Origin of the sequence: Pseudarthrobacter sp. AL07, from assembly GCF_029960665.1 — a bacterium.
Taxonomy (GTDB): domain Bacteria; phylum Actinomycetota; class Actinomycetes; order Actinomycetales; family Micrococcaceae; genus Arthrobacter.
The window spans coordinates 1-14,850 of record NZ_JASBRB010000039.1; the positions used below are offsets into that span (position 1 = coordinate 1).

At 66.5% G+C, this 14,850-nt stretch carries 13 protein-coding genes and 1 pseudogene; 9 read left to right on the forward strand and 5 right to left on the reverse strand.

All coding sequences use genetic code 11. The features are described 5' to 3' along the window. Positions 1-190: 190 nt before the first annotated feature. From QK290_RS17385 to QK290_RS17400, 4 genes and pseudogenes are all read left to right on the forward strand, one after another. Positions 191-1,465, forward strand: coding sequence for a bifunctional diguanylate cyclase/phosphodiesterase (locus QK290_RS17385; RefSeq protein ID WP_348994665.1), 1,275 nt, complete (start codon positions 191-193; stop codon positions 1,463-1,465). Further along, positions 1,402-1,983, forward strand: a pseudogene (locus QK290_RS17390) (rhodanese-like domain-containing protein); the annotation flags it as partial. The gene QK290_RS17385 and the pseudogene QK290_RS17390, both read left to right, overlap by 64 nt. A 100-nt stretch (positions 1,984-2,083) precedes the next feature. Then, entirely contained in the window at positions 2,084-5,455 is a 3,372-nt protein-coding gene (locus QK290_RS17395; protein ID WP_282331897.1) for a response regulator, read from the forward strand. After that, complete coding sequence (locus tag QK290_RS17400) at positions 5,452-6,363, forward strand: diguanylate cyclase (protein ID WP_282331898.1); 912 nt, start codon at positions 5,452-5,454, stop codon at positions 6,361-6,363. The genes QK290_RS17395 and QK290_RS17400 overlap by 4 nt, the downstream gene beginning before the upstream one ends. A gap of 3 nt (positions 6,364-6,366) precedes the next feature. Here QK290_RS17400 and QK290_RS17405 read toward each other — a convergent pair whose 3' ends face one another. Then, entirely contained in the window at positions 6,367-6,786 is a 420-nt protein-coding gene (locus QK290_RS17405) for a hypothetical protein (protein WP_282331899.1), read from the reverse strand. 297 nt (positions 6,787-7,083) lie between these two features. Between QK290_RS17405 and QK290_RS17410 the strand changes: the two genes are divergently transcribed. Next, positions 7,084-7,635: a dihydrofolate reductase family protein gene (locus QK290_RS17410; protein WP_282331900.1), complete on the forward strand. Its 552-nt coding sequence runs from the start codon at positions 7,084-7,086 to the stop codon at positions 7,633-7,635. Between the two features lie 15 nt (positions 7,636-7,650). Here the strand turns inward: QK290_RS17410 and QK290_RS17415 are convergent, their stop codons facing one another. Then, complete coding sequence (locus QK290_RS17415; protein ID WP_282331901.1) at positions 7,651-9,063, reverse strand: PLP-dependent aminotransferase family protein; 1,413 nt, start codon at positions 9,061-9,063, stop codon at positions 7,651-7,653. Here QK290_RS17415 and QK290_RS17420 point away from each other — a divergent pair. Further along, the gene (locus QK290_RS17420) at positions 9,062-10,000 is read left to right on the forward strand and encodes a DMT family transporter (protein ID WP_282331902.1); all 939 of its coding nucleotides are present in this window, start codon (positions 9,062-9,064) and stop codon (positions 9,998-10,000) included. The genes QK290_RS17415 and QK290_RS17420 overlap by 2 nt on opposite strands. Here the strand turns inward: QK290_RS17420 and QK290_RS17425 are convergent. Further along, on the reverse strand, positions 9,997-10,815 hold the full coding sequence (locus QK290_RS17425) for an SDR family NAD(P)-dependent oxidoreductase (protein WP_282331903.1): 819 nt from the start codon (positions 10,813-10,815) through the stop codon (positions 9,997-9,999). The genes QK290_RS17420 and QK290_RS17425 overlap by 4 nt on opposite strands. A gap of 139 nt (positions 10,816-10,954) precedes the next feature. Between QK290_RS17425 and QK290_RS17430 the strand changes: the two genes are divergently transcribed. Further along, entirely contained in the window at positions 10,955-11,335 is a 381-nt protein-coding gene (locus tag QK290_RS17430) for a TfoX/Sxy family protein (RefSeq protein ID WP_282331905.1), read from the forward strand. 94 nt (positions 11,336-11,429) lie between these two features. On the opposite strand, the gene QK290_RS17435 is transcribed toward QK290_RS17430, so the two are convergent. Then, positions 11,430-12,833, reverse strand: a complete 1,404-nt coding sequence (locus QK290_RS17435) for a GntP family permease (protein ID WP_282331907.1) — start codon at positions 12,831-12,833, stop codon at positions 11,430-11,432. A gap of 51 nt (positions 12,834-12,884) precedes the next feature. Beyond that, complete coding sequence (locus QK290_RS17440) at positions 12,885-13,430, reverse strand: gluconokinase (protein ID WP_282331908.1); 546 nt, start codon at positions 13,428-13,430, stop codon at positions 12,885-12,887. 188 nt (positions 13,431-13,618) lie between these two features. Here QK290_RS17440 and QK290_RS17445 point away from each other — a divergent pair, with 188 nt between their 5' ends. Continuing rightward, the gene (locus QK290_RS17445) at positions 13,619-14,353 is read left to right on the forward strand and encodes an FCD domain-containing protein (protein ID WP_282331910.1); all 735 of its coding nucleotides are present in this window, start codon (positions 13,619-13,621) and stop codon (positions 14,351-14,353) included. 94 nt (positions 14,354-14,447) lie between these two features. Beyond that, a partial coding sequence (locus QK290_RS17450) for a cbb3-type cytochrome c oxidase subunit I (protein ID WP_282331911.1) occupies positions 14,448-14,850 on the forward strand: 403 nt, incomplete at its 3' end.

The window sequence follows — 14,850 nt, forward strand, 5'->3', positions numbered from 1 at the left end:
TCACAAACCGGTGCTCCCCGGCCGAAATTGACCCACGGAAGAGTCAGGAGAGCCCCATTCCGCCCGAGTTACTCGAGGGCGACAGTGATGAACCGATCATCCGGCTGATCATCTCTCAGGTTACGCATCCGGAGGCGTTTATGGCCCGGCTCGGAGAGGTTGCGGAGAAACCCGGGGGCCGAAAGCCATGATGTGCTGGACTTCAGGGACGGCCGGACCTTGGAACGGTATTCGCGCCCGCAACGGGTGGGCGAGAGGATCGAGGGTCCTGCTTATCGACCTGGACGACTTCAAGGAAGTCAACGACATCCTGGGCCATCAGGCAGGCGATGACATGTTGGTGGAAGTGGCACGCCGGCTGCGCGGCTGCGTCCCGAACGCGGACGTGGTGGCCCGCCTCGGCGGCGACGAGTTTGTGGTGCTGTTGACGGCCTGCCCCGACGCCAAGGCCATAGCGGCGTGCATCGTGCGCTGCCTGCATGTGCCCGTGACCATCAACGGCACGGTGCTGCGGCCGAGCCTCAGCCTTGGTCTCGCCCCGATTGGCAAGGAAGCGATAGTCGTCTCCGAATTGCTTCGTGAAGCGGATATCGCCATGTACGCGGCCACGGCAGCCGGTAAGAACCGTTTCCTGCGCTTCCATCCGGAGATGATGACTGCCCTGGTGCAGCGCACGGTGATGGAAGCAGCACTCCAGCTCGCGGTTTCGCGCGGTGAGATCTCGGTGGCATTCCAGCCGATTGTCTCTCCGCGGATCGGGCTCGCCATCCAGTTCGAGGCCCTGGCACGGTGGGACCACGACGGCGAGCGCATCCCGCCGTCGGACTATATCCCGATAGCGGAGCGGAGCGGCCTGATCGGCGAAATCGGCAACGAAGTCATGGGGCTCAGCCTGGTGCAGCTGGCGCCGTGGCTGCGCGAGGACCTGTCGCGGCCGCCCGCGGTCAACGTGTCCGGCGTGCAGCTGCAGGAACCGGCCTTTGCCGACGGCGTCCTCCGCTTGGCCGCAGCCTGCGGTGTGGTCGCCTACCAGCTGGTCCTGGAAGTCACAGAGAGTGTCTTTTTCGATCCTGGCTGCGGGCTGATCCGGCAGCTCAGCAGCCTGCGCGAGGCCGGCGTCCGGGTGGCGCTGGATGACTTCGGCACGGGTTATTCCTCGCTGGGCCGGCTGCAGGACCTGCCGGTGGACATAGTGAAAATCGACCGCACGTTTGTGTCCATGGTGCGGACGGGACAGGAACGCCTGCCCATCCTCAGCTCCATGATCAACATGGCCCACAGCCTGGGCCTGACCGTCACCGCCGAAGGCGTCGAAACGGCCGTGCAGGCGGACTACCTGACCGCACTGGATTGCGACTCGTTGCAGGGGTACCTGTTCTCGCTGCCGGAGTCCGGGCACCGACCAACCACGCCCTCACGGACGCCGATGAGGACCACTTTATGCAGGAGCTCGTCAACAACCTGACCGCCTACCCGTCCTATTACGCGCACATGGCGCCGGCGAACCGGCAGGGTCCAGGCCCTGCGGACCTCACCACGCCGGAATAGGTGGATCCGGAGGAGCTCAGCCGCCGGCTCGCGGACGGCGAATGGGTGGTGGACCTGCGCCACCGGGTGGCCTTTGCCAGCAGCCACCTGCAGGGCTCGGCGAGTTTCGAATACGGCCGCGGCTCCAGCTTCACCGCCTACCTGGGCTGGGTCCTGCCGTGGAACCAGCAGCTCACTCTGGTGGGGTCAGAGGAGGACGTCGAAAAGGCCATCCGGGACCTCTCACGCATCGGCATCGACTCCCCCGGCGCCGCCCTCGGAACGGACCCGTCGGCACTCGCGCCGGGCACCGCCGTCGTGCATTATGCCGAGATTCCGGCGGGCACCGTATGGGTGCACTGCGAGTCGGGATACCGCTCGGGGGTGGCAGCCAGCCTGCTGCAGCGCGCCGGGCGGGACGTAGTTCACGTGGACGCGAAGTACCGTCGTTCTTGAGCTGTGAGGGATAGCATAAGGATGCGTCTCCGCCCAGGTCTCGGGCGGGCCCCGGTCTCGGTTTTTTGGGTGACAGGCGCACCTATGGGGAGGGATCCGCGTGTCTCAAACAGGTCTTGTGGAGCAACGTCCCGCCATCGTCATGGACAGGGCCAAGCTGGGTTGGCTGATCGTACTTGCTGCGGTGGTGGTGGGCATGCTCGGGCTGTTTTTTGCTGCCAACAGCGGAACTCCGGCGGCCATGGTGGCGGGCGACTTTTCCGTTCTCGTGGCGGCCCTACTGGCCGGTTTCAGCTGCGGCCGGGCTGCGCTGCGCGGCGGCGTGAATGCGCGCGCCTGGACCCTGATGTCGGTCTCTGCCTATGTCTGGGCCGCCGGCATGGCCTTGTGGACGTACTTCGGACTCGCGAACAACCATGCCTACCCGTTTCCGTCCTTGGCGGATGTCGGGTTTGTGGGCTACTCGGTGCCGGCCGCCGTCGCGCTTTTCAGCTTTAAGCGGCCCGGCGGCACCACCCGCGTGGGACTGCTCCGGTCAGTACTGGACGCAGCCGTGATTGCCGGCTCGGTCCTGGCCATCAGCTGGTACATGGCGCTGGGCCCGGCCATCAGCGCCGAGGGCGACGTCCTTTCCCGGCTCACCACCATGGCTTACCCTGTGGTGGACGTGATCATCACGTCGCTGGTTCTGGTCCTGGGGATGCGCCGGCAGCCCGGCGAACGGCTGCCGTGGCTGTGCTTCGGCGGCGGCCTGCTGGTCCTCACCGTCACGGACAGCATCTACGTGCGGTTGACGTCCGACGGCGTCACGGGAGTCACCGGTTCACCGCTCGCCTTGGGCTGGATTATCGCCTTCCTCCTGATTGCGCTGGCACCGCTGCTCCCCTATGCGGAAAGCCCGCGGCCGGACCGCCGGGCGTACGCGTTGGCCCTGGAGCTGCTCCCCTACGCACCTATCCTGGTGGCTTTGATGGTGCTCGCGGCCCCGCATGTACAGGAAATGAGCACTTTCCTCCTGGTGGTGGCAAGAGTCACCGTTGCTCTCATCCTGGTCCGCCAGGTGCTGATCATCATCGAGAACCTCACCCTGACCACCGGGCTGGAGCAGGAGGTGGCGGCCAGGACGGCTGAGCTGGAGGGCCTGGGCGCGATCGTGAATTCATCGGCCAACGCCATCATGGGCACTACCCCCGAAGGTTTGATTTCCAGTTGGAACCCGGGTGCTGAGAAGCTCTACGGATACACATCAGCCGAGGTAATCGGACGGCATGCTGGTTTTCTGCTGCCCCCGGGACGGCGCAGAAGGGTAGCGGAAGTCCTTGCGTCCGTCGCGGCCGGAGGCGAAGCCCAGAGCTTCGAAAGCGAACACGTCCGCAAGGACGGCTCCACAGTCCCGGTGTCCGTAACAGCTTCCCCCATCCGGGAGGGCCAACATATCCGCGGCGTCGCGAGCATAGCCCAAGATATGACCGAACGCAGGGCAGCGGAACAGGAACTGGAAGCGGCCCGGCAGGCTGCTCTGGAGGCCAGCCGGCTCAAATCCGAGTTCCTGGCCACCATGAGCCATGAGATCCGCACGCCCATGAACGGCGTGGTGGGGCTGACCGCGCTGCTGTTGGAGACGCCCCTGGACGCAACACAGAAGCAGTACGCGCAGGGCGTCAAGGGTGCCGGCGAGGCGCTGCTGGCCCTCATCAACGACATCCTGGACTTCTCCAAGCTGGAGGCTGGCAAGGTTGACCTGGATGTCCGCGCCTTCGATCCCCGCGCCCTTGTGGAGGAAGTGGCAGGCCTGCTGACGGAGCCCGCGCAGGCCAAGAACCTGGAGCTCATCGCCTACTGCGAACCGGACGTTCCAGGCAGGCTGCACGGCGATTCTGGCCGGATCCGGCAGATCCTGCTGAACCTCGCCTCCAACGCCGTGAAGTTCACGGCGGCCGGGGAGGTGTCCATCCGCGTTACGACGGAGACGCCGGATGCCCGGCCCGGAGCCACCGCCACAGTCTGCTTCGAGGTCCGTGATACGGGCATCGGGATCGACCCCCTCCACCACGCGCGCCTGTTCGAATCCTTCTCCCAGGCGGACGCTTCCACCACCCGGCGCTACGGGGGCACCGGCCTGGGCCTGGCCATTTGCAGCCGGCTCACTGAGGCCATGGACGGAGAGATCGGCCTGGACAGCGCTCTGGGCGAGGGCAGCACGTTCTGGTTCCGTATCCCCGTGCCCGTGGCCCCGCAGTCCACGGATCCCGTGCCCGCGGCCGGTTTCCTGACCGGGCTGCGCGTCCTGGTGGTGGACGACAACGCCACCAACCGCCTGGTGCTGGAATCCCAGCTGCGCGGCTGGAAGCTGCAGCCGGAGGCCGTCCCGGATGCCCGCGCCGCGCTGGCCCGCGCCCACGAAGCCGCAGCGGCCGGGGCGCCCTTCCACCTGGCCGTGCTGGACCTCTGCATGCCTGATACCGATGGCCTGGAGCTGGCCCGCGAACTCAAGGCCGACGCCGCGCTGGCGGACATCGAGCTGATCATGCTCACGTCCACCATGCAGGTCAACGCCGCCGAGATCGCGGACGCCGGAGTCCGCGAATGGCTCATGAAACCGGTCCGCAGCTCCGAGTTCTACAACCGCCTGGTCCGGCTGATGTCCACGCGTGAACAGCAGGCCCCGGCGCCTTCCCCGTCCGGCTCGCCGTCCGACGCCGACTCGTCCGCTGAGTTGTCCCCCGGGTGCTCCGTCCGGGAGCCATCCCGCGGCCGCATCCTGGTGGTGGAGGACAACGAGGTGAACCAGCTGGTGGCCCGCGCCACGGTGACCAAGTTCGGCTACGCGGTGGACGTGGTTGCCGATGGCGCCGAGGCCGTGGCCGCCACCGCCAGCACGCGGTACGCCGCCGTCCTGATGGACTGCCACATGCCGGTGATGGACGGATTCGAGGCCACGCGGATCATCCGGCAGCGCGACGGCGGGGCCAGCCATCTTCCTATCATCGCCATGACCGCCGGCGCCCTGGACGGGGACCGGGAACGCTGCCTCGCCGCCGGCATGGACGATTACCTGTCCAAGCCGGTGGACGCCGCCGAGCTTGAAGCCGCCCTGGCCCGCTGGGTCCCCGAGCCGCGGGCACTGGACGCGGACCGGCTCGCCATGCTGCGCGATCTCGGCCCGGAGGATGGCCTGGGCTTGCTGCCCGCAACGACGGCGGCGTTCCGGAAGGACGTTCCCGCGCGGCTTGCGGCGCTGCATGAAGCCGTGACCAACGGCGGCTTCCCGGCTTTGGCCCAGGCGGCCCATGCCCTGAAGGGTGCGGCGGCCAACATCGGCGCCACCGCCGTCGCAAGCCTGTGCGGCGAGCTGGAGGATATGGGCCGCAACGGAAAGCTCGACGGCGGCCCGCAGCTGGTCAGCCGGCTGGAAGTTGAGCTTATGCGCGTGGACTTTGAACTCAATCTGGCGCTGGAGGTGGCGCAGTGAAAGTTCTGGTGGCAGATGACGATCCGGGCTCACTCCTGGTGGCCCGCGCCGCCGTCGAACGCTCCGGGCATGACTGCCTGACGGCGGCGGACGGTGACGAGGCGTGGGCCCTGTACTTAGAACACCAGCCCGATGTTGTGGTCACAGACTGGATGATGCCGGGAATGGACGGGCTGGCGTTGTGCCGGGCCATCCGGGCGCGCGAGGCTGACCTATACACGTATATTGTGCTGCTGACGTCGCAGGGATCCAGGGACGACGTGCTCGCCGGGCTTGAGGCCGGGGCGGATGACTACGTCACCAAACCGCTGGACCCGTTTATCCTGCATGCCCGGTTGCTGGTGGCGCTGCGGGTGACCACCCTGCACGCGGACCTGGCGCACTACCGGAAGGCGCTGTCGCAGCAGGCGCGGACCGATCCGCTGACCGGCCTGCACAACCGGCTCAAGCTTTCCGAGGACCTCAAGCAGTTGCACGCGCACAGCCAGCGGTACACGGAGGGATACTGCGTTGCCATGTGCGATGTGGACCATTTCAAGAGCTACAACGACATCTACGGGCACCAAGCGGGCGATCTCGCGCTGCGGGCCGTGGCGGGGGCGCTGGTGGGCGCAGCGCGGAAGAGCGACGGCGTGTACCGGTACGGCGGCGAGGAATTCCTGCTTGTCCTGCCGAACCAGTCACAGCTGGGCGCCAAGGCCTTTGTGGAGCGGGCACTGGAAAGCGTGCGCGAACTGGAGATTGCCCACTCCGGGGACCCGCTGGGGCAGCTGACGCTCAGCGCCGGGATTTCCGCGTTCACCGCCGAGCACCGGGCCGACGCCGACACCCTCCTGGGCGAAGCGGACGCGGCACTTTATGCTGCCAAGGCGGCCGGCCGGAACCGGGTGGAGCTGGCGCTGCAGTAGCGGCTACGCCGCTTTTTTGCGCTGCGTGGTTTGAGCCGGCTGCTTCTTGCCGGGCTGCTGCTGCACCGGATGGCGTTTCACGGGCTGCTGCTGGGTGACCGGGCGGTGCTGCGCGGGCTGTTTAGGGGCGGATTGCTTAGGGGCTTCAGGCTCGGCGGACTGCGTTATGTCAATCGCGGCGTACATGCGGTTGCGGCGCCAGCGGCGGACCAGGTCCACGGCGGCCAGGACGCCTGCCAGCGGCGTCAGGACAGCCGCAGCGTAGACGAACAGCATCCAGGTCAGGGTGGCCATGGGCGGCTGGTTGTTGTTCAGCAGCGAGAGCCCGCCGAACATGGCAATCATCCAGAACAGCAACACGGCCGTCAGCACCGCGGCCGCCGGGAAGTACTGGTTGCGTAGGATTTTCTTCAGGGTTTCCATGCATTTCCTCCTGCCTGGCCGGGTGCGGCGAGAGGCCGCATATTCACCAGTATGGGGCTGCAGGCCCGTGGATTCGCGCAACACGCAGGCAGTGGTGACGAACATAACTGCGGCCAGGTTGGGGCCGGTGATCCAGCCCCTCGTGATCCAGGCCGAGACCGGTGATCGAGCCTGTCAGATCCAGTTTTCGGCAGGCTCAACCAGCGGCGGACTCAGGCTCAAGCAGCGGCTGGGGCTTCCCTACTAACGGGCCAGCCAATACCGTGGAGCCATCTGCCCCTGACCTTGGAGGACCTCATGCGCAAAGTCACGTCCGGCCTGTTCCACTCCGTTGACGGCGTGGTGTCAGACCCATTCCGATGGCAGTTCGACAGCTTCGACGACGACCTCGGCAAGGGCCTGACCGGCATGATGGAACGCGTGGACACCGTGGTGCTGGGCCGGGTGAGTTACCAGGAGTGGGCCGGCTACTGGCCAACAGCATCCGTGGACAATGACTTCGCCGGCTTCATCAACCCGGTGGAGAAGTTTGTGGCCTCCCGGACCCTTACGGAGCCGCTCGAGTGGCAGAACTCGCACCTGGTCGAGGGACCGCTGGAGGAATTCGTGGCCAGCCTGAAAGCGCGCGAAGGCGGCGAGATCGCCGTGACCGGCAGCATTTCGGTGGTGCGCCAGTTGCTGTTCGCCGGGCTGCTTGATGAGCTGACCCTGATGACCCACCCTGTGGTGGCCGGCAGCGGCAGGAAGCTGTTCGAAGACGGGGACCCCGTGACGCGGCTCGGCCTGAAGGACCAGTACCGGACCACGAAGGGCAACGTCATCAGCACCTACGGCCTGCTGGGCGAATAAGAACACACTCGGTCGTCAGTCCCCGTTCCGCTCCATGGCTGCGCCGATGATCCTGGCGCCGTCTGGAAAGGCGCCCGGATTCGTCCCTGAGTAGTTAAGCCGGATGAACGGGCCTGCTGGTTCGGCCGGGAACCATTCGTTTCCCGCGGCGATGATCACCCCGGCCGTTTCGCAGTCGCGGGTCAGCCGTTCGAGGTCGGTCCCGTCGGGCAGCCGCGCCCACAGGTTCAGGCCGCCCTTGGGCACCTGCTCGATGTGTGCCTGCGGCGCGTGCTGGCGCAGGCTGGTGACCAGCAGGTCGCGGCGCGACTCGAGCTGGTGGCGGAGGCTGCGAAGGTGCGTCTGCCACCCGGGCTGCGTCACGACGTCGAGCGCTGCCGCCTGGAGCAGCCCGCTGACGTACATCGATTCGGCCGCCCGGTCCGCCAGGATGCGCTCCCGCGCCGGGCCGCGGGCGATGACCGCGGCGACGCGGATCGACGGTGACACACTTTTGGTCAGCGAGCGCAAGTAGACCACGTGGCCGGAGTCGTCGCGGGAGGCGACGGGCACGGGGTTGGAGGAGATGCCGAAGTCGTGCGCCCAGTCGTCCTCCACCAGGAACGCCCCCTTCGCACGCACCACGTCCAGGACCTGTTCGCGCCGTTCAGCTGACCACTGCGCGCCGGTGGGGTTGGCGTAGTTGGGCTGCGCGTAGAAGAGCCGCGCGCCGGACTCCTCAAAGGCACGGGCCAGCTCGGCCGGGTCCGGTCCGTCCGGTCCGCTGGGCACCGGGACAATGCGCACGCCGCCCTGCGCGGCCGCCAGGATGGCGCCCCAGTAGGACGGCGATTCCATCAGCAGCGGCTGTCCGCGGCCGGCGAGCGCGCTGAAGATGGAGCTCAGCCCGCTTTGGCTTCCGGGGAGTACGACGACGTCGCTCGGGTTCGGCGGGGTAGTCCCGGCCGGCGTGGAGGCACCGAGTTCGTGCGCGAACCACGACTGCAGTTCCGGCATTCCGGCTGCCGGCGGACGGGACAAGGCGGCGTCACCGCGGGCTGCCCGGGCAAGGGCGGCCCGCACCAGCCGCTCGGGCAGGAGTTCGCGGTCCGGGTAGCCGGAATGGAAAGCGATAGCATCGTTGGCGACGTTGCGCATGGTGCCGGAGGCCGGGGGCGGCGGCGCCAGCGGGGAACGGAGGGCCGCCGTCTGCCAGCCGTAGTCGGACGGACGGGCACTCCGGACGGCGCGCACGAAGGTCCCGACGCCGGGCCGGCTCTCGATCAGTCCCTGTGCCGTGAGCGTCCGCAGGGCCTTCTGCACCGTGACGGGACTGGCCTGGTACTCGGCCACCAGCGACCGCGTGGACGGCAGCTTCGCACCGGGCACGGCCGAAGAAATCCATTTCTTCAGGTGCGCCACAATCCGGAAACTGCTATCGTTATTCATGAGAGACAATAATAGCGCTATTACACTTTTACCGCCAGTGATACCACCCCGCCAGCCCACCGGACTCTGGTGGGGTCTCATCGGAGTAGCGGCGTTCTCCTTCACGGTTCCGTTCACGAAGGTGGCCGTCGAGTCCCTGTCCCCGCTGTTCATTGGGTCCGGCCGCGCGGTGGTAGCTGCCATCCTCGCCGCCTTCGCGCTCGCCCTCACCCGGCAGCGACTCCCCCGCGGCACGCAGTGGGCTCGCCTCGTCGTGGTGGCCGGAGGCATCGTCGTCGGGTTTCCCCTGCTCACGTCCTTTGCGCTCACCGCCACGCCGGCCAGTCACGGCGCAGTGGTGATCGCCCTGTTGCCCGCCGCGACGGCTACCGTGGCAGTCCTGCGCGGACGCGAGCGTCCCCCACGGGCGTTCTGGCTCATCACCGGAGTGGGGGCGCTGGCCGCAATAGCCTTCGGCTCCCTGCAGTCCGGCGGGTTCGGGCAACTGCACTGGGCCGACCTGCTGCTCCTCGGCGCGGTGGTGGCCGCGGCCATCGGCTACGCGGGGGGCGGCCTGCTGGCCCGCGAGCTGGGCGCCTGGCAGACCGTGTCCTGGGCGCTGGTGCTGGCGTCCCCGCTGATGGTTTTCCTGGTGGCGTTGTCCGTGGCCCAGGATCCGCCGTCGGGCACACCGGTCCAGTGGCTGGCCTTTGCCTACCTCGGTGTGGTGAGCATGTTCCTCGGCTTCTTCGCCTGGTACCGCGGCTTGGCTATTGGCCCCATGGCCCAGGTCAGCCAGATCCAGCTTGTCCAGCCTGTGCTGAGCATCTGCTGGGCGGGCCTCCTGCTCGGTGAGACCCTGACATGGAGCACCATCGTGGGCGGCTTGGCTGTTATCCTCTGCGCGGGCGCCGCGGTCCGGGTCCGGCTCAAGCCGGCGCCCCGCAAATCGGCCTAATGTGCGACGAGCGCCTCGCTTGCCTCCCACAGACCCTGCGCCAGCTCGGCGTCGTACGCCTGTGCGTTAGCCTTCGCCAAGGCGCGCTTGGCGTAGTAGGCGCCGGAGATCCAGTCCGTGCCGGCAGTGCCGTTGATGAGCCAGAGCAGGGTGTCGGCACCCTGGTCCGGGGTGAGCATAAAGCGGTTGAGCAGCGTCTTGTAGGCGTGCCGCATGGGGCTGGTGGACGCTGCCGCGAAGTTGGTGCGCACTACGCCCGGGTGGAACGCCGCCGTCGTGATTCCCTGCTCGCCGAAGCGGCGGTGCAGCTCGGACGTGAAGAGGATGTTGGCGAGTTTTGCCGTACCGTAGGCGCGGTTGGTGGAGTAACTGTGCTCCGATTTGAGGTCGAAGAGGTCCATTTTGCCGAAGCCGTTGGCCGCGCTGGCGGTGTTGATGACCTTGGCGTTGCTGGCGGTGAGGACGTCCATTAGCTCGGTGGTGAGCAGGAACGGCGCCAGGTGGTTGATCTGGAAGGTGGACTCGTTGCCGTCCACCGTGAGCTGGTGCTTGCCCATGATGCCGCCGGCGTTATTGGCCAGGACATCGATCCGTTCATAGTCGTCTTTCAGCTGCGCGGCGAGGGTGCGGACCTGGCCCAGGTCGGCGAAGTCACTGACGAAATAGTCGGCGTTCAGTTCCTTCGCGACGGCCTGGGTTTTCTCCTCGGAACGGCCGATGACGACCACCCGGTCGCCTGCCTGCGTCAGCGTCTTCGCGGCTGCCGCGCCGATGCCGTCGCTGGCGCCGGTGATCACAATGGTGCGTTGGGTCAAGGGATGTCCTTTGATTGGGATGGGAACCTGAGAAGTGGGTGCGGACTCCTGCCAGCCTAGCGGTAGGCAATTCTGTCGCCGGCTCCCTAACGGGCATAAGCTGCCCAAAGAATCTCACCTCGACCCTGGGAGAACCACCATGGAGATGGCCAAAGCATCCGACGAAGCCAAGGAGCGGTTCCGCTCCGTAGTGCCGGACACCCCCGAGGTGGTGGTCAAGCCGATGTTCGGCAACCTGGGCGCCTTCGTCAACGGCAACATGTTCGCCGGACTCTTCGGCTCCACCATCGGCGTGAAGCTCGCCGACGCCGACCGGCAGGAGCTCGAAAGCACCCAGCCTACAGTCCCGTTCGGCCCGGCGGAGCGGCCCATGGGCGGCTACACCGGGCTCCCGGAGATGTGGAACGCCGGCGGTGACGATGCGCGGGCAAAGGCCTGGGTGGGGAAAGCCTTCGAATACGTCGCAGAGCTCCCGCCCAAAGCGCCGAAAGCGCCCAAGGCAGCCAACCCCCGCAAGTAGCGGCGCCCCAGTAGTACGACGACGGCGGGGTGGCCAGATTTTACCTGGACGCCCCGCCGTCGTACTTCAGTCAGCCGTGGCTGGAGTCAGATCGCTAACCCGCCACGCCGGCGAGCAGGAAGATGACCGCTGCGATGGCGAAGCCCATGACACCGATCAGCGTTTCCATGACGGTCCAGGTCTTCAGCGTGGTTTTGACGTCCATGCCGAAGAAACGGCCCACCAGCCAGAAGCCGGAGTCGTTGACGTGGGAGACCACCACGGAGCCTGCCGCCACGGCGATGACCAGGGCGGCGACCTGCATGCCGTTCAGTCCCGCCAGTGCTACGGCGGGGGCGATAAGGCCCGCAGTGGTGGTCAGGGCCACGGTTGCCGAACCCTGGGCGATGCGCAGGATGGCGGCGATTAGGAACCCGGCCAGGATCAGCGGGATGCCCAGGCTGCCCAGGACATCTGCCAGCGCGGCACCGATGCCGGATGCACGGAGCACGCCGCCGAACATGCCACCGGCGCCGGTGATCAGGATGACGGAGCAGACCGGGCCCAGCGAGGATTCGAGCAGCTTCTCCAGGGCGCCGGCCTCGGCGCCGCGGCGGGCACCGAGCACAAACATGGCCACGAGCACGGCGATCAGCAGGGCCACCGGGGTTTCGCCGATGGTGCGCAGGACCTGGAACCACTGCTCCTTCTTGACGGCTGCGTCCACGACGCCGGAGGACGCGAGGGTGTTCAGGCCGGTGTTGATGAAGATCAGGACGAGCGGCAGGAGGAGGAGGCCGATGATGGTGCGGAATCGCGGCGGGTTGGACTCGGCTTCGGCGCTGGCGTGGCCCAGGATTTCCGGTACCGGGAGGACCAGTTTCTTGCCGGTCCAGAGGCCGAACAGGTAGGCAGTGACGTACCAGGTGGGGATGGCGGCGATGAGACCGGCAATCAGGACCAGGCCGATATTGGCATCAAAGAAGGCTGCAGCCGAGACCGGACCCGGGTGCGGCGGCAGGAAGATGTGCATCACGGAGAACGCACCGGCGGCCGGGAGTCCGTAGCGCAGCACTCCCCCGCCCAGACGGTGGGCCACGGCGAACACCACGGGCAGCATAACTACCAGGCCGGCGTCGAAGAAGATGGGGAAGCCGAAGATCAGGGAGGCGAGGCCCAGGGCGAACGGGGCACGCTTTTCACCGAAGACACCGATCAGGTAGTCCGCCAGCACTTTGGCACCGCCGCTGGTTTCGACGATACGGCCCAGCATTGCGCCCAGGCCAACGAGGAGGGCCACGGTGCCCAGGGTTGTGCCGAACCCGTTTATCAGCACCGGTACCACCTGGTTGGCAGGAATTCCGGTGGAAAATGCCGTCGCGAGGCTGACCGCGATCAGGGCGATCAGCGCGTGCATCCGCAGCTTGATGATCAGGAACAGCAGTACGACGATCGCCGCTGTTGCGATGAGCAGCAGCGGGCCTGCGCCCAGCGTCTGTGTCCATCCTTCGATGACCATGATTCTCCTTTGAAACAGAATTTATTGGGGTTTGTGAAAGTGTGGGCGGGCTCAGCCGTCGGTGAGTTCCGTCTGGGCGGGAAGCGTGAGGCGTGCCAGCACGGCGGCGACGATCTGTTCCGGGGAGTTGGAGATGTCCAGGCGGAGGCTGCCGGCGGCAAGTTCCTGGTCGGTCAGAGGTTCCAGGGTGGCCAGTTGGCTGGGCAGGAGGGCGGGCGGCATGAAATGGCCTTCGCGGCCCTGCATGCGCTGGCCGATCAGCTCGGCGCCGCCGTCGAGGTGGATGAACAGGACCCGGCCCTGCGCTTCGGAGAGCAAGCGGCGGTAGCTGAGCTTGAGCGCGGAGCAGGTGAGTACGGTGCTTTCCCCGGCAGCGGCATGGGCGTTCATCCAGTTCTGGATTTCCTGCAACCAGGGCCAGCGGTCCTCGTCCTGCAGGGGAATGCCCTGGGTCATCCTGTCGATGTTGGACCGGGGGTGGAACTCGTCCGCTTCGGCACAGGCCCAGCCAAGCTGCCGGGAAAGAGCTGCCGCAATGGTGGACTTGCCGGAACCGGCAACGCCCATCACCACCAGGTGCGTGGCTGGATACTGCATGTTTACCTCCGAAGACGCCGTTGGCTAAGTGAAGATCGCTTTAAGCGCACCTCACAGGGAACTGCGCCGGGAGATAAGGTATCACCATTTGGAACCATAGATACTATCTTTGAGTGTCACAAGTCATACCTTTGGCTTAATCTTCGGTATCCTGTGAGTGCGCTGTGGCGCATAGAGAGGCAGGAATCATGTCGACGGCGACAGAGGACCACGCGGATACCGCGGACGACGGCGGGGCTTCCCCCGCGATGCATGAACGCGTTCTGGAGGCGGTTGGCGTCGCCATCGCATCCGGGAGCCTCCCACCGGGAAGCCGGCTTACGCTTGAGGGCCTCCAGCTGGAGTACGGGATTTCCCGCACTGTCGCGCGGGACACTATGAAAGTGCTCGAATCCATGAACCTGGTGTACTCACGGCGGCGGGTGGGCATCGTGGTGCAGGAGCGCGGGCTGTGGAACGTTTACGATCCCAAGCTGGTGAGGTGGCGCCTGGCCTCGGCCAACCGCGCCGAGCAGTACGGCAGCCTCACGGAGCTGCGCATCGCCGTCGAGCCGATTGCGGCTGCAGGTGCTGCCCGGCGGGCGAGCGCGGCTGAACGGGCCAGGCTGGTTTTTCTGGCCGCAGAGCTGCGGCGGCTGGGCGAAGCCGGCGAACTCGAGGCGTTCCTGTCGGTGGACATCGAGTTCCACTGCCTGCTGCTCGAAAGCTGTGGCAACGAAATGTTCACCGCACTGGAAGGCATGGTGGCCGAGGTGCTCACCAGCCGGACCAAACAGGGTCTCATGCCCTTCAAGCCGCGGAACGAAGCGTTGCAGGCCCACGAGGATGCTGCGGCAGCGGTGGCCCGCGGTGACGCTGTGGCGGCGGAGACCGCCGTCCACCACATCCTGGACGAGGTCCGGAACGCGATGGGCCTGCACTGACTCTTCCGGGACGCCGCGTAAGTGAGTAGCCTGCACTTAGGGGCTCATGCAAAGGGTCCAAACATGCCGTGCAGACTAATCTGTGAGGTGAAAAATGGCCATCACCGGACATTCACGAACAGGGACCGCTTCAACGGCCGCTCCCCCGCTGGTACCGCTGCGTAAAGGCTCCATGGTGGTCGGCTGGCTCACCTCCACCGACCACAAGGTCATCGGGTATATGTACCTGATCGCCTCATTTGTGTTCTTCATGCTGGCCGGCGTTATGGCCCTGCTCATCCGGGCCGAGCTCTTCGAACCTGGCATGCAGATCCTGCAGACCAAGGAACAGTACAACCAGCTGTTCACGATGCACGGCACCATGATGCTGCTGATGTTCGCCACCCCGCTGTTCGCCGGCTTCACCAACTTCATCATGCCGCTGCAGATCGGCGCCCCCGACGTCGCGTTCCCACGGCTGAACGCCCTGGCCTTCTGGTTCTTCCTCTTCGGCTCCA

Coding starts and splice junctions, on each gene's coding strand:
- QK290_RS17385 (WP_348994665.1), top strand. CDS start 191: ATGTGCTGGACTTCAGGGACGGCCGGACCTTGGAACGGTATTCGCGCC.
- QK290_RS17405 (WP_282331899.1), bottom strand. CDS start 6,786: ATGGAAACCCTGAAGAAAATCCTACGCAACCAGTACTTCCCGGCGGCC.
- QK290_RS17410 (WP_282331900.1), top strand. CDS start 7,084: ATGCGCAAAGTCACGTCCGGCCTGTTCCACTCCGTTGACGGCGTGGTG.
- QK290_RS17420 (WP_282331902.1), top strand. CDS start 9,062: ATGAGAGACAATAATAGCGCTATTACACTTTTACCGCCAGTGATACCA.
- QK290_RS17415 (WP_282331901.1), bottom strand. CDS start 9,063: ATGAATAACGATAGCAGTTTCCGGATTGTGGCGCACCTGAAGAAATGG.
- QK290_RS17430 (WP_282331905.1), top strand. CDS start 10,955: ATGGAGATGGCCAAAGCATCCGACGAAGCCAAGGAGCGGTTCCGCTCC.
- QK290_RS17435 (WP_282331907.1), bottom strand. CDS start 12,833: ATGGTCATCGAAGGATGGACACAGACGCTGGGCGCAGGCCCGCTGCTG.
- QK290_RS17440 (WP_282331908.1), bottom strand. CDS start 13,430: ATGCAGTATCCAGCCACGCACCTGGTGGTGATGGGCGTTGCCGGTTCC.
- QK290_RS17445 (WP_282331910.1), top strand. CDS start 13,619: ATGTCGACGGCGACAGAGGACCACGCGGATACCGCGGACGACGGCGGG.